General features: G+C 38.4%; 18 protein-coding genes. 7 read left to right on the forward strand and 11 right to left on the reverse strand.

The genetic code is table 11. The features are described 5' to 3' along the window. Positions 1–26 precede the first annotated feature (26 nt). The 9 genes from ABYT26_RS09000 to uxaC form a co-directional block, all read right to left on the reverse strand. Positions 27–1,082 (reverse strand): LacI family DNA-binding transcriptional regulator, encoded by a 1,056-nt coding sequence (locus tag ABYT26_RS09000; protein ID WP_372753040.1) that lies wholly within the window; start codon positions 1,080–1,082, stop codon positions 27–29. A gap of 118 nt (positions 1,083–1,200) precedes the next feature. Beyond that, positions 1,201–2,661, reverse strand: coding sequence for a TRAP transporter large permease (locus ABYT26_RS09005; protein WP_372753041.1), 1,461 nt, complete (start codon positions 2,659–2,661; stop codon positions 1,201–1,203). After that, on the reverse strand, positions 2,662–3,135 hold the full coding sequence (locus ABYT26_RS09010) for a TRAP transporter small permease (RefSeq protein WP_372753043.1): 474 nt from the start codon (positions 3,133–3,135) through the stop codon (positions 2,662–2,664). It lies immediately after the preceding gene. Positions 3,136–3,146: 11 nt separating this feature from the next. Then, positions 3,147–4,139 (reverse strand): TRAP transporter substrate-binding protein, encoded by a 993-nt coding sequence (locus tag ABYT26_RS09015; RefSeq protein WP_372753045.1) that lies wholly within the window; start codon positions 4,137–4,139, stop codon positions 3,147–3,149. A 62-nt stretch (positions 4,140–4,201) separates the two neighbouring features. Continuing rightward, on the reverse strand, positions 4,202–5,386 hold the full coding sequence (gene uxuA, locus ABYT26_RS09020; RefSeq protein ID WP_372753047.1) for a mannonate dehydratase: 1,185 nt from the start codon (positions 5,384–5,386) through the stop codon (positions 4,202–4,204). 110 nt (positions 5,387–5,496) lie between these two features. Then, positions 5,497–6,336 (reverse strand): SDR family oxidoreductase, encoded by an 840-nt coding sequence (locus ABYT26_RS09025; RefSeq protein WP_372753048.1) that lies wholly within the window; start codon positions 6,334–6,336, stop codon positions 5,497–5,499. A 62-nt stretch (positions 6,337–6,398) separates the two neighbouring features. Beyond that, entirely contained in the window at positions 6,399–7,070 is a 672-nt protein-coding gene (locus tag ABYT26_RS09030; protein WP_372753050.1) for a bifunctional 4-hydroxy-2-oxoglutarate aldolase/2-dehydro-3-deoxy-phosphogluconate aldolase, read from the reverse strand. Between the two features lie 58 nt (positions 7,071–7,128). After that, complete coding sequence (locus ABYT26_RS09035; RefSeq protein ID WP_372753052.1) at positions 7,129–8,166, reverse strand: PfkB family carbohydrate kinase; 1,038 nt, start codon at positions 8,164–8,166, stop codon at positions 7,129–7,131. Positions 8,167–8,183: 17 nt separating this feature from the next. After that, the gene (uxaC, locus tag ABYT26_RS09040) at positions 8,184–9,587 is read right to left on the reverse strand and encodes a glucuronate isomerase (RefSeq protein WP_372753054.1); all 1,404 of its coding nucleotides are present in this window, start codon (positions 9,585–9,587) and stop codon (positions 8,184–8,186) included. Positions 9,588–10,532: 945 nt separating this feature from the next. On the opposite strand from uxaC, the gene ABYT26_RS09045 reads away from it, so the two are divergent. From ABYT26_RS09045 to ABYT26_RS09075, 7 genes are read left to right on the forward strand one after another with little or no spacing between them, the layout of a single operon-like run. Beyond that, positions 10,533–12,302, forward strand: coding sequence for a V-type ATP synthase subunit A (locus ABYT26_RS09045; protein WP_372753056.1), 1,770 nt, complete (start codon positions 10,533–10,535; stop codon positions 12,300–12,302). Next, positions 12,302–13,609, forward strand: coding sequence for a V-type ATP synthase subunit B (locus ABYT26_RS09050; protein ID WP_372753058.1), 1,308 nt, complete (start codon positions 12,302–12,304; stop codon positions 13,607–13,609). The genes ABYT26_RS09045 and ABYT26_RS09050 overlap by 1 nt, the downstream gene beginning before the upstream one ends. A 36-nt stretch (positions 13,610–13,645) precedes the next feature. Continuing rightward, positions 13,646–14,251 carry a hypothetical protein gene (locus ABYT26_RS09055; RefSeq protein WP_372753060.1) on the forward strand — a complete coding sequence of 202 codons (606 nt, stop codon included), beginning with the start codon at positions 13,646–13,648 and terminating at the stop codon, positions 14,249–14,251. Positions 14,252–14,253: 2 nt separating this feature from the next. Beyond that, entirely contained in the window at positions 14,254–14,757 is a 504-nt protein-coding gene (locus tag ABYT26_RS09060; protein WP_372753062.1) for a DUF2764 family protein, read from the forward strand. Next, a complete protein-coding gene (locus tag ABYT26_RS09065; protein WP_372753064.1) occupies positions 14,757–15,365 on the forward strand; it encodes a V-type ATP synthase subunit D in 609 nt (202 codons plus the stop codon). The genes ABYT26_RS09060 and ABYT26_RS09065 overlap by 1 nt, the downstream gene beginning before the upstream one ends. Positions 15,366–15,373: 8 nt before the next feature. Continuing rightward, the gene (locus ABYT26_RS09070) at positions 15,374–17,197 is read left to right on the forward strand and encodes a hypothetical protein (RefSeq protein WP_372753066.1); all 1,824 of its coding nucleotides are present in this window, start codon (positions 15,374–15,376) and stop codon (positions 17,195–17,197) included. Between the two features lie 12 nt (positions 17,198–17,209). Next, complete coding sequence (locus tag ABYT26_RS09075) at positions 17,210–17,668, forward strand: hypothetical protein (RefSeq protein ID WP_372753068.1); 459 nt, start codon at positions 17,210–17,212, stop codon at positions 17,666–17,668. Between the two features lie 87 nt (positions 17,669–17,755). Here the strand turns inward: ABYT26_RS09075 and ABYT26_RS09080 are convergent, their stop codons facing one another. Beyond that, positions 17,756–18,706, reverse strand: coding sequence for a PorV/PorQ family protein (locus tag ABYT26_RS09080; RefSeq protein WP_372753070.1), 951 nt, complete (start codon positions 18,704–18,706; stop codon positions 17,756–17,758). Continuing rightward, the coding region (locus ABYT26_RS09085) for a T9SS type A sorting domain-containing protein (protein ID WP_372753072.1) at positions 18,703–19,129 on the reverse strand (427 nt) is incomplete at its 5' end. The genes ABYT26_RS09085 and ABYT26_RS09080, both read right to left, overlap by 4 nt.

The raw sequence follows: 19,129 nt of genomic DNA on the forward strand, positions 1-19,129 counted from the left end.
AACCCAATTTGCTTCAATAAGATTGATTAGAAAGCTTTGTAAAGTTGAATAGACTCCTGACTGATAATATCTATAGGCAAGTATTCATCTTTTGAAATTTCATGGTTCAGAAGAACATGTTCAAAAAGCTTCTTTATTGCCATAAATCCTTGTTGGTGAGGATGTTGGTCAATAATGAAGCTGATGCTACCTTGTTTTAGATATTTGATGTTCTGTTCGATTGGGTCGAAACCAACAGTGATGATGTCACTGATGTTTGAATTGATAAGGTATCGGGCAATTTTGTATACTTTCGAACCTGTGACGAATATCGCTTTTATGTTTTTATTGTTAGCGAGTACCGAATCTAATTTTTCTTTAATTATTTCAGCCTCTGATACTGAAATTTCAACACTAATTTTTAGACCTTGATTTTTCCCTTTATCAATAAAATAACTCAAAAAACCTTGTGTTCTTTCGTTTAAGCGAAGAACATTTTCTAGGTTTTTTGCTAGGTTGATAATTAAAATATCTCCATTTTCAGGAATTCCAAAATCAATTAAATTAGCGGCAACTCTTCCGCCACAAAATCCATCGCTTCCAACATAAGCCAGATAGTTACTTTGGTCTATTTTTGATTCAATAAAAACATAAGGAATTCCTTTTTTTTCAAGTTTCTGAGTGAACTCTAAGCTCTCTTTTGAGAAGATAGGAGAGAAGACAACTCCAGCAGGATTGAGCGCTAAAATAGCTTCGGTTTGTTGGATAAAATCTTGTTCGTTGAAATGGTCGAAAAAGAATTTACTGACCTTTACTTGAAATTGTTCCAATTCACTTACTGCATCAGAAATTCCATTTAAGGGGCTTTGCCAGAATATATCGTCCTCGGTAGGAGTAGGTAGAAGAGATGCAAAAATGCATTGCTTTTTTGAAGTAAGAGCTCTGGCAATGAGATTGGGTTGATAGTTATTCGCTTTTGCAATTCCCAAAATTTTATTTCTGGTTTCTTCGGCAACTTCGCCTCTATTGTGAAGAACACGGTCTACTGTGCCTACAGAAACGCCAGCTTGTTCGGCTATGTCTTTAATACGAATTTTTACCATTTTATTCTTTTTACGTTGCACTCAGAATAGATTTTAGTTCCATCCTGAGTGAAAAGTTTACAATTACAATTGAAGAAATAAAGTCGAGTTGTATGTGTATCAAATGAATATTTACTACCTAAAAGCCAAATGATTTGGGTAACCACATGCTTAAATCAGAGATGTAGGTTACTAGCAGTAAACATAGAATCATAGCTATAAACATTGGTAGCAAAGGTTTAATTACTTGTTGTATTTTGATGTTGGCAACACTACAACCGATAAATAGAACGGAACCTACCGGTGGAGTACAAAGCCCAACACTAAGGTTCAAAACCATGATAATCCCAAAATGTACCGGATCAATTCCTAAATTAACCACAATAGGTAAAAAGATAGGTGTGAAAATGAGTACAGCTGGAGTCATATCCATAAAAACACCAACAAATAAAAGGATTAGATTAATCAGAAGTAAGATAACAATTGGATTATCGCTTAGTCCCAATAAACCAGCACTAACATTCTGTGGTATGTTTTCGTATGCCATAATCCAGGACAAACCAATGCAGGTTGCAACAAGAATTAACACAATAGCCGTAGTTTTTACCGATCCAAGTATAATTTTTGGAATATCCTTAACTGTAATTTCTTTGTAGATTAAGCTCAAAACAAGTGCGTAAAGAACGGCAACTGCTGAAGCTTCGGTAGCTGTAAAATATCCTGCTATAATTCCCCCAATTACAATAATCAGTAAAAATAAACTTGGAATGGCTTCCCATAAAATTTTCAGTCCTCGTTTAATACCAGCTCCTTTGTTGCGTAATTTATAGGCAATAAACCCAGTTACCAATAGGGCTAGAGTGGTGCTAACTCCCTTAAATCCGGATGGAGAACTTGCTTTTAGAAGATTTAGTCCATAAATCACAGAAAGGGTAAGTGCGATACCAATAAAAACTTTAAATAAACTGGTAAGCATTGCGCTAACACCTTTGTTTTGATAGATTGAAATGCTCATGGCCGTTAGCATGATAGCGAATCCTGTTAATATTCCAGGAATATATCCTGCTAAGAAAAGAGCTGTAATAGAGGCGCCTCCACTCGCTAGAGAATACACAATTAATATGTTACTAGGAGGGATAGATAAACCTGTTGTGGCAGAGGCGATATTAACAGAGGCACTGAAGCTTTCGTCGTAACCTTCTTTCTTCATTTGAGGCCCCATTATGGCTCCAATGGCAGATGCTGAAGCTGCTGCGGAACCGGATATTGCGCCAAATAACATATTCGCAAATACATTAACAAAAGCTAAACTTGCTGGTAAGCGACCCACTAAAATGCGGGCTAAATTTATCAGCCGAATGGCGATTCCTCCACTATTCATTATATTTCCCGCGAGTATGAAAAAGGGGATGGCTAAAAGAGCAAAACTGTCTAATCCTGTGGCCATTCTTTGTGCAAAAGTGGCGAATGCAGGTAATGAGTCAATGCTAACAAGCATGGTTAGTATCCCAGATATACCAATGCTGAATGCAATGGGAACTCCGGCTATCAGTAAGAATAAAAACGATACAATGAGTACAATAATTCCAATATATTCCATTTAGTTTAATTCTTCTGAAGGTTTAACAATAAATACAATTGAGTAATAAAGTAAAATTAATCCGCTTAGTGGTAAAACAAGATAGATATAACCCAAAGGGATTTGCAAAGCCGCTGAGTTTACGTTAAATTGAAAACGAGTAATTACCAACCAACTTCCGCCTATAATCATTACACTTAGAGCAAACAATGCAATACATATGTTTATAAAACGAAGTAGGTGTTTTTTATTTGCTGGTGATGATTTTTGCAAGAGCAAGTCGATGGCTAAGTGTTGCTTTTGACCAGCTACATATGCCGCTCCCAATAAGCCAACCCAGATGAGTAAAAATCCTGCTAATTCGTCGGTAAAAGAACTTGGAGAAGCTAATGCGTAGCGGCTTATTACTTGCCAAAGTACATCGAGCACCAAGATACTCATGAGGCTAATCAGTATCTTTTCTAGTATACTATCTAATTGATTCTTGAATGTCATAAGTTTTATGATTAGTCTTCTGTTGCTTGAATACGTTGAATTAATTGATACAATTCTGGCTGTTCCTGATAAGAGTCTAGCAAACTTTGAACGCGTTTGGCAAATTTCTCTTTGTTAGGATAGGTGATTTCAACTCCATTTTCTATCAATTTTTTTAAAGATTCTTCTTCCGAAGCAGCCCATAATTTGCGTTGCTCAATCACCGATTTTTTTGCTGCATCCTGCAACCATTTTTGTTGCTGATTGCTTAATTTATTCCAAACAACCGTGCTGATAATTAGAACATCGGGTACTCTGGTATGCTCATTTAAAGAATAGTTTTTACACACTTCGTAGTGATGCGAAGTATAAAGGCTGGGGGGGTTGTTTTCGGCACCATCTACCACACCACTTTGAAGAGCAGTATACAATTCTCCCCATGAAATTGGTGTTGGAGAGCCTCCCAGGGCTTTTACCATACTCATGGCAGTTTGGCTCTTCATAACACGCATTTTTAATCCCTCTAAATCTTCGGGCTTATCAATACTTTTGTTTAAGGTATAAAAGCTTCTTGCTCCCGCATCGTAAAAACACAAGCCTTTTAAATTGAACTTTTCGGTGGAGGCTAATAATTCCTCACCAATTGGCCCATCTAAAACAGTAAACGCATGATGTTTTGAGCGAAACACGTAGGGCAAACCAAGTACTTGATAGTTGTTGGTAAAGCCCTCCATAACAGCGGCAGAAACTTTTGTGATAGCCAAACTTCCCAATTGTATTAATTCTACACATTGTTGTTCGGATCCTAATTGTCCACTTGGATAAATTTCCAGTTTCATTTGTCCATCGGATATTTTTTCCAGTTCATCTGCCATATACAACATGGCTTTATGAACCGGATGTGTTGGATCTAAACCGTGTGCTAATTTTAAAGTTTTATGCTTTTGTGTTTCCTGACAACTGAACAGTAGGAAACACGTGATGATACTTAAAAATAGCTTAGTTAATACTTGTGTTTTTTTCATGCCTTATCGGAGCTAAAGATTTATTCTAATTTATGATCTTCGAAATAAATAATGTGAGGATTTTACTTAAGTCTGGCCATTAATCCTTGTTCTAATCCTCTTAACTCGGCTAATCCTTTCATTCTTCCATATAAGGAATATCCTGGATTGGTGGTTTTAGGAAGATCATCTAACATTTTATTACCATGATCGGGACGCATAGGAATTTTCCAGTCTTTTCGGCCAGCTTCTTTACGTTCTTTTTCTTCTATCAATAAAGCTTCCATAACAGCAGGAATATCAATATCACCATCAAATAAATAGTTCTCAAAGAAATTTCCTTCCGCATCTCTACTCACATTTCTAAGGTGAACGAAATTAATTCGTGGAGCAAGAATTTTTGTCATTTCGGGCAAGTTGTTAAAATGACCAGCACCAAAAGATCCCGTACATAAGGTAATTCCATTTGAAACAGAATCTACTATTTTAGTCAATTCCAAAGCATCTTGTATGGTACTAACAACCCTTGGTAAGCCTAGTAAGGCACGTGGTGGATCATCGGGGTGAATTGCCATACGAACACCTGATTGTTCTGCTACAGGAATGATTTCGCTTAGGAATTCGAATAAATGTTTCTTTAATTTTGCAGCATCAATTTCTTTGTATCCATCTAATACTTTCTGAAAACTTTCTAGGGTATATGATTCTTCAGCTCCTGGAAGTCCAGCAATTACGTTTCTAGTGATTTTCTCGATTTCTTCAGCCGACATGGATTTGAATTTTGCTTCCGCTCTTTTCAAAATGTCGTCGGAATAATCGGTTTGCGCATTTTCTCTTTTCAGTATAAAAACATCAAAAGCAGCAAATATATCCATATCAAATCGTAAAGCATTTGAACCATCTCCCGATTCAAAGGCCAAATCGGTTCTCGACCAATCTAAAACAGGCATGAAATTGTAGCATATGGTTTCAATACCACAGGCACCTAAATTCTGAATGCTTAGCTTGTAGTTCTCGATGTATTTTTTGTAATCGCCAGTTTTCTTTTTAATATCCTCGTGAACAGGAACACTTTCAACAACCGACCAGCGTAAGCCAACGGCCTCAATTTCGGATATCCTTTTTTGAATTTCTTCTTTAGTCCAGGTTTCACCGTTAGGAATATGATGAAGAGCTGATACAATACCAGTTGCTCCAGTTTGCTTTATTTCTTGTAGTGAGATTGGGTCGTTAGGACCATACCATCTCCAGGTTTGTTCTAGTGACATAATGTTTGTTTTTCGTTATGGACAAAACAGATAGGAGGTGATTGAAATCTTATTCTGTTTTGTCGCATAAACATACTAACCTAATATTTTATTGAAATTTTAAAAGCGAATTAAACGCCACTGTATGCACTGAATCCTCCATCAACAGGGATTACAACGCCGGTTACAAATGCCGACCAGTCAGACAGTAAGTAGAGTAGAGTTCCCTGCAATTCTTCAGGGGTTCCGTAACGTTCCATTGGTGTGTTTTTAATGATTTTTTCTCCTCGCGCAGTTGGTGCTCCAGTAGCTTCATCAGTTAACAGGAAGCGATTCTGATTGGTCAATAAAAATCCGGGAGCAATAGCATTTACACGTACACCCATTTTCGAAAAATGAACTGATAGCCATTGGGTGAAGTTATTTACCGCTGCTTTGGCTGCCGAGTAAGCTGCAATTCGAGTCAATGGACGGTAAGAATTCATAGATGAAACATTTACGATAGATCCTGATTTGTTTTCAATCATATCCATTGCGAAAACCATGCTTGGAAGAATGGTTCCCTTAAAGTTCAAATCGAATACTTTATCGAAACCTTCCATTTTCATTCCAAAGAAAGTTTGATCAAGGTTTTCAAGATCAGATTCTTCCATTTGATCTACTCCCGATGTTGCCTGAGGAGAATTTCCTCCTGCGCCATTAATCAGGTAATTGATGCTTCCCAATTTTGAATTGATGACTTTTTTAGCGGCAATTAATGAGTCTTTATCAAGCACACTTGCAGCAACACCAATAGATGTAATATTAAATTCTTTTTCGATTTCCAGGGCTAATTTTTCAACAGCTTCGGCATTGATATCTACCAAGGCAGTTTTTACACCCATTGCAGCTAACGATTTTGCCATTGATGAGCAGATAACTCCTCCAGCTCCGGTTACAACCGCTACTTTATTTTTTAAATTGGTTTCCATTTTTTCTAATTATTAACGAGACGATTGTTCATTCGAGATTATACATCTCAATAAACATCGATCTATTTTCTTATTTCTTTGATAATTGATAATGCATTGGTTGCAGCTGCTTCTATGGCTTCTAAATTGAATGTTCCATCGGCATTTTTAACCATTAGTTGCGATCCCATTCCTACGCAATGAACACCGGCATTGAACCAATTTGTAAGGTTCTCTCTTTCAGGCTTCACTCCTCCGGTTGGCATAATAGATGACCATGGGAAAGGACCTTTTACGGCTTTTACAAAGTCAGGACCTCCTACTTGCTGTCCTGGGAAAATTTTCACTACTTCAGCACCTAATTCTTCTGCGTAAGAGATTTCTGTCAGGGAACCACATCCGGGCGACCATGCTACTTTTCTACGGTTGCATACTTTTGCCATTTCTGGATTTAGGATTGGAGAAACTACAAAATTTGCTCCTAATTGAATGTATAATGAAGTGGTACCCGCATCGATTACCGATCCAACACCTAATATCATTTCTGGACATTCTTTGGCAGACCATTTAATAAGTTCGCCAAAAACTTCGTGAGCAAAATCGCCACGATTTACAAACTCGAATAAGCGAGCTCCTCCTTTGTAACAAGCCAATATTACTTGTTTGCAAACTTCAATATCTTTGTGAAAAAAGACAGGAACCATGCCTGTTTCTTTCATTTTAATTGCTACTTCTATTCTAGAAAATTGAGCCATTTCAATTTATTTTATGAATTATAAGCTATGGGATGAAGTTGAATTCATCCCGAATGATTTATCGTGCTACGCGTCCTGATGCGTCGCCGTTCATTAATTTTTCTACCTCTTCAACGCTTACCTGATTGTAATCGCCATAAATGGTGTGTTTCAAACAGGAAGCTGCTACTGCAAAGTTCAATGCTTTCTGATCATCTTTTGGCCAGGTAATTAATCCGTAAATTAAGCCGCCCATAAATGAATCTCCACCACCTACACGATCTACAATATGAGTAATTTGATAGGTGTTGTTCGCTTTAAATAAGTTGTCTCCATCGTACAACACACCCGTCCATGAATTGTGATTGGCATTGATTGATCCACGTAAAGTGGTAATTACCTTTTTACAACGAGGGAATTGTTTCATGATTTGTTGAGAAACCGATAGGTAAGCTTCAGCATCAACGTGTCCGCCAGTAACATCCACACCTTCGGGATGAATATCGAGTACTTTTGCAGCATCTTCTTCATTTCCCAGGATTATATCGCAACCAGCAACCAACTCAGGCATTACCTGATCGGCAGTTTTGCCATATTTCCATAGGTTTTTTCGATAGTTTAAATCGGTAGAAACGGTAATTCCTCTTTTGTTTGCTTCTTGTATAGCTTCCAAACAAACATCTGCTGCTCCTTGCGATATGGCAGGTGTAATGCCTGTCCAGTGAAACCAGTTTGCACCTTCGAAAACTTTGTCCCAGTCAATCATACCGCTTTCGATTTCGGCTACGGCCGAATGGGCTCTATCGTAAACCACTTTACTACCTCGGCTAACGGCACCTGTCTCCAAAAAGTAAATTCCCAAACGATCGCCACCCCAAACAATTTGATCTACACCAACACCATATTTTCTAAGGTCCATCATGCAGGCACGACCAATATCATTTTTAGGTAAGCGAGTCACAAAATCAACATTCAAGCCATAGTTTGCCAGCGATACGGCAACATTTGCTTCTCCGCCACCATAGGTTGCATTAAATTTATCTGTTTGAGAAAATCTTGCATATCCAGGAGTTGCAAGTCTAAGCATGATTTCTCCGAAGGTTACTACTTTGTTCATTTTATATTTTTGTTTGATTAAAAGTTGAAATAATTTTTTGCATTGTAATAGCAAATTCCCTGCACAATTTCTTTAAGAAGTTTTTCATCGTAAGGAATAAGCCCTTTTTCTACATCTGTACCAATCAGATTGCACAAAATTCTTCTGAAATATTCGTGGCGACTGTAGCTTAAGAATGATCTGGAATCGGTAAGCATTCCCACAAAATGACTTAGTAGACCTTGGTTCGAAAGCGCATTCATTTGCTTTTCCATTCCGTCTTTTTGGTCCAAAAACCACCATCCTGATCCCCACTGAATTTTCCCTGCAATTTCTCCATCCTGGAAGTTGCCCATCATGGTAGCATAAACTTCATTGTGAGCAGGATTTAAATTGTAAAGAATAGTTTTGGTTAGTTTTTCCTCTGTTGCTAATCGGTTTAGGAATTTCGATAGGTCTTCAGCTACCAATTTGTCCGCAATAGAATCGAAGCCAGTGTCGGCACCGATTTTATTAAACATTCCTGTATTGTTATTTCGAATGGCGCCAACATGGAATTGTTGAACCCAGCCTTTTGAGTGATCTAAAACAGCAAATTCATATAGCATTGCCGATTTGAACTGTAAGATTTCTTCATCGTACAATTCTTGACCATTTCGTACTTTACTAAAAATAGCCGTAATATCTTCATTTGTGTAGTCAGTAGCAAAGAATTGGTCCAAACCATGATCGGAAGCTTTACAGCCCATTTCTGCAAAGAAATCGTGACGTTTTTGAAGTGCCGAAATCAAATCTGAAAAACTTTTGATTTCCATTTTTGCAGCCTGAGCTAATTTATCGATGTAGGCATTGTACTCAGAAGTATTGTCAACAGCCATCGCTTTGTCGGGTCTCCACGAAGGAACAACCTTGGTTTCAAAACCTGAATCTTTAATTATTTTGTGGTATTCTAAGGAATCGGCAGGATCGTCGGTCGTTCCAATTACCTCTACGTTGGCTTTTCGAATCAAACCTTTGCAGGAAAATTCGGGAGTTTGTAGTTGAGCATTGCAGGTATCCCAAATTTCTTTAGCGCTTGATGGATTTAATAGTTTATCAACACCAAAAGGTTTTTTTAATTCCAAATGTGTCCAATGATGCAATGGATTTCGAAGAGTGTAAGGAACTGTTTTTGCCCAGTTTTCAAATTTCTCCCAATCGGATGAGGATTTTCCAGTGATTTTTTCTTCTCGGATTCCATTTGCCCGCATGGCTCTCCATTTGTAGTGATCACCATTTAGCCAAATTTGAGTGATATTATCGAACTGTTTGTCTTCAGCGATTTCTTGCGGCTGAATGTGGCAGTGATAGTCGATAATTGGTAGGTCTGCAGCAAATTCATGGTATAATTTCTTTGCTGTTTCTGTTTCCAATATGAAATCTTTATCTAAAAACTTCTTCATACTTTATTCTCTTAGATATTTGTTATCTGTATATTCGTTTGCGAACACGGTCGTTGTGAAAAAAAAGTTTAAATCGATTGCTTTATGAGTAAAATGAATCTTATTCATTAGTAATCGCTTTAAATCGTGTTCGAACACGAAGATAACGAGCTTTTATATCGAAAGCAAATAACACTTGATTTTTAGACTAGTTAATCAATTTGTTGACCGTTTGTAAAATGATGGATATACATAAAGGGAAAGACTGGAAATACTGATGTAGTCTTGATCTAGAGAAGTAGATATTATTTGAGTTTGATTCTGGAGTAAGAAAAGGACGTTCCTTATTTAGTTGAATTCTAAAAAAGAAAGAATAGGGGCTTCACAGCAAAAAAAAATTAAGATTTGAAATGTTGCTGTGCGGTTTCTTAGAATAGCTGAGGACTATTTAAACATTTAATTCCTTCTTCATTATTATTGAATGAAAATGTAGAACTCACACATATTAGTCTTTTGCCTAAATATTGCTTGTTACGTGTTTCTTATTAGGAGTGAAGCTTTGAAGTTAGAGCAGTAATGGTTTTAATTATCGTTTTGTTTGCCATTTTCAGATGATTGGATCTGTTATTTGATAGTATTTTTTGATCCCAAAAGTTAAAAAATCTAAATAAAATTAAAATATATATAACAATCGAACAAGATAATGTAAAACTAATTAGTTTTGATCCAACAGAAATGAATCTCTAAGGTTGTTTTTGTTTTTCCAAATATTTGCGACCAGTAGAGAGTAGTGATATTTACAATCCATTTTATTTAATGATATATTGAAGTTTGAGATTAAGAATCTGATGTGAATAAATTTAGATTTTTTATCAGAGGCTCAATTTTTTTGTTTAAAATGAACTAAATGAACATTAATAGTGTAAAAAGTTTAGAGATTCTTAGTGAGAATTTAATGAATTAACAATGAATAGTAACAGTAAACGAACAGGATCTCTTATATCGATTCAGGATTCGCTGGTGAAAGCACGTTTTTTCGAGAACGTAATTATGGGCGAAACTGCTGAAATTTTGGTAGAGGGTAAATTTTTGCAGGCGGAAGTACTACAGGTTGCTTCTGATCCAAAAAATGCCAAGGCTGGTATTGTTGAGATGCAAGTTTTTGAGGATTTAACAGGCGCAAAAATAGGAGATTTAGTAGTATTTAAGGGAAAAGCTCTTTCGGTACTTTTAGGTCCGGGTTTGCTAACCAGTATTTGGGATGGTCTTCAGAATGCACTTTATCCTTTAAGTGAGCAGGATAGTTATTTGAAACCAGGAATGAAAGCTCCTGCGCTTGATGAAGAGAAATTATGGGATTTTACACCAAGTGTAAAACCTGGCGATTCAGTTTGTGGAGGTCAGGTCATAGGTTCGGTTCCTGAAGGACGTTTCGATCACAAAATATTGGTTCCTTTTGATTTTGGAAAATGCAAAGTTCATACAATTATTGAGAGTAGTAGGGTTAATATAACTCAAACTGTTGCTCTTGTAATCGATGAACATGGTAAAGAACATGAGTTGAAATTGGTTTTTAGCCATCCGGTTAAGTCGCCTATTCCATTTATGCAACGTTCCATTCCTAATAAAACAATTTCGACAGGTGTGCGGGTAATTGATTTGTTAGCTCCGGTTGCTTACGGAGGAACGGTTGGAAATCCTGGACCTTTTGGAGCGGGTAAAACCGTTATGCAGCATACACTTTGTAAGTACGCTCTTGCTGATATTATTATCATGGCGGCTTGTGGCGAACGTGCAGGTGAAGCGGTTGAAGTATTCAAAGATTTTGCAGAACTAGCCGATCCTTCAACAGGTGAATCCTTAATGAATCGGATGTGTATTTTTGGAAATACGAGTTCAATGCCAGTAGCCGCGCGTGAAGCGAGTGTATTTATTGCGCTAACTGTGGGAGAATATTACCGCTATCAGGGATACAATGTTATTTTATTGGCTGATTCAACTTCCCGATGGGCTCAGGCTCTTCGCGAACGAAGTGGTCGACAGGGAGATATTCCCGGACCAGAGGCTTTTCCAATGGATATTCCCGATCAGATTAAAGGAATGTACCAACGTGCAGGAGCTGATACTGCTTCGGGTGGATCCTTAACTTTTATTGGAACGGTTTCGCCAGCAGGAGGAAACTTTCAGGAGCCAGTAACGCAGGCAACCATGGATTCAACAGGCGGTTTTTGGGGGCTATCGCAAGATCGTGCTGATGCTAAAAAATATCCGGCCATTGATCCTTTGGTTTATACCAATTCGGTGTACGATAGTTTTATATCGAAAGAAGATCGCGAGCAGATTGTGAAGACTTTGCAGGAAGCCAACGATATCGATCAGACCATTAGTACCATTGGCCTGAAAAAAGTGCCCGTTGAAAAATATGTGTTGTATCAAAAAGGACAAACCATTGATTTTTGCGTGTTGCAGCAGGATGCTTTTCATGAATTGGATGCCTGTACTCGTCCCGAAAGACTTCAGATAATCAATAAGGCGGTTCAAAAATTAATTGAGACGCCGATTCATTTTTCCAATGGCGAAGGTGAGGACGAAGAATTGAAAGAGCAGATTAAAACTGAGTTCGACCGGCTTCGTTTGTGGTGGAAGGATTGGAATTCAAATGCCAAAAGCGAAACAGAATTAGCCAGTTTACCTGAACAGATCGAACATTTTGTTTTACAAGAACAATACGCATAATGATACGAAAAGAAATTAATAAGATTAGCGAAGTTGGAAAAGCCTTGATTTCTGTAGAGGGAAATCCGGGTGTGGCTCTGAATCATGTGGTTGAGTTGCTCGAAGCCGATACAAATCAAACTCTTTCCTTCGCAAAAGCCATTGGTATAACTGAAGATTCAACTCGTTTTCAGGTGTTTAATGGAACACAGGGATTGAGTACCAAAACAAAGATTAGAATGCATGAGCTGCCTTTAACGGCTGGTTTTTCACATAAAATGCTGGGACGAAGTTTCGATGGAGCGGGGCAAGTGAGTGATGGTGGACCGGATATTTTATTTGAGAAGAATTTGTCGACTCGTTTGGATACCTTAAATCCAACAACACGTTTGGTACCTAAACAGCCTTTGTGGACAGGGATTCCAATGATTGATGTATTTAATACATTGGTGAAATCGCAGAAGATTCCAATTTTTGCTGGTCCCACCGAACCTTATAACCGTTTGCTTTCGCAGATTGCACAGGGTGCACAGGCTGATATTATCATTTTTGCAGGTATAGGTTTAAAATTCGATGAGTATCATTACTTCAAAGATGAGCTTTCAAAATCGGGAAATATGGATAAAACCATCATGTTTTCTCATTTGGCCGGCGATTCTCAAATTAAAGGATTGATGTTACCAGATGTAGCACTTAGTGTTGCTCGCGAATTTGCCGATCAGGGAAAAGATGTGTTGGTTTTACTTACCGATATGACCAATTGGTCGAATATTCTGCGAAATGTGGCAAATTATCAGGATATGATTCCTTCTCTGCAGGGATATCCAGGTTCACTGTATTCAGAATTAGCCAAAAGATACGAGGTTGCTGCTGATATCGATGGAGCAGGTTCTATTACAATTATTGGAGCTACCACTATGGAATCGCTGGAAGATCCGGTTCCTGATAATACAGGTTATATCACCGAAGGACAATTCTTCCTGGAAAATGGAAAATTGAAATTGGCCCGTTCTCTTTCCCGACTGAAGCAGCAGGTAAATGGAGGAACCCGAAATGATCATCGCGCTATTATGACGGCAATGGCTTCCTTGCTTGCTGATGCAGAAAAAGCTTACGAGGCTGCCGAAGTAGGAGCTGCAAATGATGCGTTTTCGCAGAAACTATTGAGATATCGAAAAGATTTTATCGAGCAAATAGAGGAACCTTTTGGAGAACCAATGCAACTTGAAGCTGCTTTAGATTTGTGCTGGGATGTGTTGCGTAGGCATTTTGATCCTATAGAAACTGGCTTGAGTAAAAAATTAACGGATCAGTACTGGGGTTTGTAACATGCAGAAAAAGGAGTTAGCCTAAAAAATAAAAGAATGAAAGAGACCAAAGAAAACCTGGAGGGAATCGTTTTAAAGCTTAAAGAGCAAGGGATTAAAGCAGGTCAAGAGGAAAAACAGAAAATTGTAGAGGCTGGTAAAAAAGAGGCCGAAGAACTATTGGTTAAAGCAAAATTGGAAAGCAACCAAATTATTCAAGAGGCAAAGGCAAATGCAGTTCAATTTGAAAAAAATGCGAAAGCTGCTTTGACGCAGGCTTCTCGTGATTTAATTGAGGCAACAAAAATCGCTATTCTTAAACATTTGCAGTCTACTTTTGGAAAGCAATGCGAAAATTTCTTCACCAAAGAACAATACCTGTCAGAATTACTACCTGTTGTGCTTGCGAACATTCCAGGGAATAAAAAAATTGCCATTTCAGAGGAATTAGTGCCTAAAATGGAAGCTTACCTGTTGAAAGATGCAGTTAATAAAGGAGTAGAAATACAAGCTTTGCCAGGTAGCGAAGCCAAAATTGCAGTGAATTGTGATGAGAAGAGCGGAATTCAATTTGTGTTAAGTGCAAAGGATGTTCAGGAGGCCGTTTTTTCTCTTGTCAATAAAAATTTAGTTGAATTACTCACCAACGCAGAGGAGCAATAGACATGTCAACTGTATATCTTACTTGCAGTTTGCCGACTTTATATTACAATCAAATTGCACCCATTTCTCTTGCCGAATTTTATGAGGAAGCAGGAGCTCAGTTGTCTGAAAGGAATTTTGAGAAGCTGAAAAGTACGGATCTTCAGGATGTGAATGGGCGAAATGTGCAAGCCCGGATGAATTCCTTTTGGGATTTGGAGAGAGGCCTGAAGGCGGATCTTGCAGAGGTCCGGAAAGCCAGAAAAGGTGGGCAAACACCAAATGTGCATACGCTTCCCAAATCGTTTGCTGATAAAAATCCGCTTGAGCGTGAAAAGGTGTTGCTGAAAATTCAGTGGGATGCACTTGGCGATCTTGAGTTTGGCGAAACTTTTAGTTTTACCGGAGTGTTGGTTTACAAGTTAAAACTGCAGATTCTCGAACGTTTGGATTCCTTCGATGTTAAGAAAGGCAGACAGGTGCTGGCATCGATTGTTAATCCTGCAAAAGAAAAGGAGATTGTGTAATGGCAGTAGTGAAAATAAAATATACTAAAACCGAACGAGCCCGACAGAATAAAATTTTGAAGGTTTCTTTGCGAATGTTGCCTTTGTTCGAGGCGATGGAGAAATCGTTGATGGCGACGGTGAATAGTATTGCCGAAAAAATTGAGCAGATACATGCGGCCATCGAAAAAAATGAGGCGCAAGCAGAAGATTGGCTGGCTGTGATGAGTGATTCGTGGGTGGACATCAATCAGTTTATTTGGGTAAATAAAGTGATTACCAAAGCGGTTGATATTGCCGGCGTTCGTGTGCAACAATTCGAAGGGGTTGATTTTAAACGAATGCCAATTGCGGAAAATACTCCTTTGTGGGTAGATGACGCTATTGAATTGATGCAGGAACAGCTTCAGCTACTTGCTGAAATAGGTTGTTTGAAAGAGCAGATTGAATGCTTGGAGGAAGAATTACTCGAAGTGCGTGCGCGGATAAAACTATTCGAAAACCGACGCATTCCGAATGCAAAAATGGCCATTCGAAAAATTGGCCAGAAATTGCAGGATGATGAGCGACTGACCATTGCGACTGCTAAAGTGGTGAAAACGAAAAAAATGGAGGAGGCCTTGCTATGATTACAAAGATGGAAAAGCTGGTGCTTTTTTTGCCAAATTCGGAGGAAGATATTGACGCCAATTTAACCTTGTTGGGAGAACTGGGGGTAATGCATGTAATGCCTTTCCAGCCTGCTAAAGATGTATCGATAGAACGAGTAGATGCGCGGATTAAGCAGTTGGAGAAAGCCATTGGTATTCTGGATAATTGTTTGGAAAAGGACAGTCGGAAACTTGAAATGCCAGCAGATTTAAATTTTAGAAACCGGGAAAGAGGCGAAATTGCTTTGCTGGAAAAAGTTTTGGAGGCAGAGGCGCAGGAGTTGGCTCTTGAAAAGTTGGAGCAAGAGCAAAATAAGGAATTAGAATGGTACAAGCAATGGGGAAATGTTTCCATAAATGAGATTGCTGACTTGAGACGAGTTGGTGCGTTTATTAGATTGTACCTTTTGGATGATAGGGATTTTAAAAAGATTCAGGATTGCGAGAATGTATCGGTAGTTGGAAAAATAGATCACCTGCATCAAATTGTTTTCGTTTCGCAAGATCCGAATGAAAAGTTAGATTTTAAAGAAATTGAACTTCCCCTACATCAGTTAACCGATTTGCAGAAATTGGTGAATCAAAATCAGTTGCAAAAGGAGGAGAACCGCAATTTGTTGCAGATTCTTGCTTTACAGAAAGATATTTTGGAAACTGCTCTTCAGGAACGGATCAGACGCATGGATGTTCGAAATGTACATTATGCAGGTAAAAATATTGACGAACAGATTGTTTGCTGGAAGGGGTTTATACCCGAACAGTCGGTTGACGAATTGGTAGCTGTAGCTGAAAAAAATAGTTGGGCTTATATTATTGAAGAGCCAGAGGAAGAGGATTTAGATGAGGTTCCAACTTTGGTTCAATCAGCGAAATGGGCCGAACGAATTCGCCCGGTGATGAATTTTATGGGACTGGTTCCTGGCTATAAGGAACTTGATGTTTCAAAAATCTTCATGATTTTTTTCACCTTTTTTACTGGTATTTTGGTGGGCGATGCTGGCTATGGATTGATTTTTTTACTGATCACTTTAGGGGTGCACTGGAAGGGTAAATTTAAGGCAAAAATAGAGTTCGATTTGATCTATACACTCTCGGCAGCTATTATGATTTGGGGTGTGCTAACAGGAACTTATTTTGGTTCTCAGGCTATTGCTGAATTGCCATTGTTAAGTTATCTGAAAGTAGACAAGTTGGCCAGTTTCGGAGGCGATAGTCTCTTTATTCAGCAGCTCATGTTTTCCATAGGAGCCATTCAGCTGACCATTGGTCATTTGCAAACGGCTTGGAAATACAATAATAGCGTGAAAGCAATTGCTCAGTTGGGTTGGGTAGCCATTATTTGGGGACTGTATTTTGTGGTTGATCAAATGGTATTGGGGATTGCTGCACCCGCTGTAATGCCCTGGCTGTTTATTGGCGGAGCTGTGTTAATTGCTTTGTTCTCGAATCCGGGAACCAGCTTTTTTAAAGGCGTACTTTCTTCTTTAGGATCTTTGCCATTGAGTGTGATTAGTGGCTTTTCGGATATTATTTCTTACATACGGCTTTATGCAGTAGGTTTATCAACGGTTTTAATGGCAAGCAGCTTTAATCAAATGGCTTTGGGTGATGGTATTACCACAGTTGCCTCGGGTATTAGTGCAGTTTTAGTACTTGTGTTAGGACATGGATTAAACATGATTCTTGCAGGAATGGCGGTTATTGTGCACGGTGTGCGTTTAAATATGCTCGAATACGCTGGTCATGCCAACGTGGAATTTTCGGGTAATGAATACCAGCCTTTTAAATTGAAAAATCAGAAAAATTTATAAATTTTTAATAGTATGACTTTATTGACAGTAGTAACAGGTTTTGGCGGACATGCCATTGGTTTAGGAATTGCAGGCGTTGGCTCGGCTATTGGTACAGGAATTGCGGGATTGGGAGCCATGGGTCTTTGGAAACAGGCCATTAAGGAGAAGAAAAAATTGCCTTCTTTGGCATTGGCGATGGTTGGAATGCCCCTAAGTCAGGTAATTTATGGAATGATTTTTATGAATTCCATGATTGGAGCTAATTTGAATCCTGATAGTTACATGAATCAGATGATCTGGGCATTTTTTGTTGGGATTGCTATTGCTGCTTCTGCAATTATGCAAGGGAAATTAGGTGCTGCAGCTTGTGCAAATTTAGCCGTTGACGATAAGCAGGGAGCAGGAATGTATATTGCTGCCATGGGGATTATCGAAACAGTAGCTCTTTTGGCTATGGTATTTGGTATGGGAGCTATTCCATCTGCTTAGTTTCCATATTTTAGAAATTTTGATCGTAAATAAAAGGCAGTTCCTACCTACTAGGAACTGCCTTTTTTCTGTTTTTTTGAGATGTTATTACTGATTAATTTTGGTTCTTTTTCTTTTATACAGATTCCACGAGCATGATAGGCTATAATCATTTTTTAGCGCATTATTGGAAAGTAGCCAGGCAAAATCAAAAGAGAATCCTCCTAGTTTTGTTCCACATCCCAGCGAAAAATAGTCCAGACCAATAGCTTCATCTACATGGTAGTAACCAGTTCTCAAGGCTACTTTTTCTTTGTACTGATATTCCATTCCCAATCCATTGGCAAAACCAGATTCATCATCGGCAGTTGAGATGTAGGAAGCATCGGTACTAGCGGTAAACTTGTGATTGGCAGATAGCAACTTACTGTAGGAAATTCCGGCAGTTAGGCTGGTTGGTAATTCAACGGAGTAATCCCCAAAATCGAGTTCGGATCCTAAATTGCGTAGCATTAAACCATAGTTTAGATTCTTAAAGGAACTTTTAAAGCCTAAATCGATACTAAAGGTGTTGCCATCGTAAGCATTCGCTAAATCGGAACTGATGTAATTGATCGTTGCCGATATTGCAGTTTTTTTGGATAATCGATATGCATATCCAATACCAATTGAACTTTCTTTAGGCGAATATTCTCCATCAGAATTTCCATTATCATCTGTCACCAAATAGGAAGGGTAATTGTATTTTCTAGCTCCTATGGAAATGTGGTGCTTGCTATTTATGGCATAAGCAGCCGAAAAACTTCCAATTGTGTAGTTGTCCGATGATTCTGACATCCAGGGACGATAGGACAGGCTAATGTCGATTTTGCTACTATCTAAGCTATTGGCTGCTAAATTGGTGAAAATAGCATTTTTGTTTGCACTAGCTGCATAGGTGTTTCCCATCGAAATGGATTTACTATCCAATGGGATAGACAAAAAGGATCCAGCCTGAGCAAAAGTATAAGTTGGTAATAGTATGGTAATACTTACTATTAAGAGTGTTTTTAGTTTCATAATTTCACAATGTTTTCAGTGATTTCTATTTCATTGTATGTTAATTTTAATTCATATTCTCCGCTCGAATAGTTCGATAGATCCATGCTGGCAGGGGAAAAAGTTGAAATATCTATATTCTGAGTTTCAACAAGTACGCCATTGCTATTGTAAGCTTTTACTTCTAACGTTCCGTCCACATCTTCGCCCATTCTAAAGTTCACAATGTCAGTAACAGGGTTGGGATAAATATCTATTGTCTCATCATCGTCGCGGACCATAATTTCAAAAGTAATTGTAGCCGATTCGCCTCGAGCATCGGAAGCTGTAAGGCTAAAGGTTGAAAGTCCGTTTGATTCCGATGTAAGCGATAAAATATCACTAGAAACCGATCCACTTAACATGTCTGAGTCATAAGTAAGTTCATAGCTCAAATCTTCTCCA

This window comes from Labilibaculum sp., assembly GCF_041595635.1.
GTDB lineage: Bacteria > Bacteroidota > Bacteroidia > Bacteroidales > Marinifilaceae > Labilibaculum.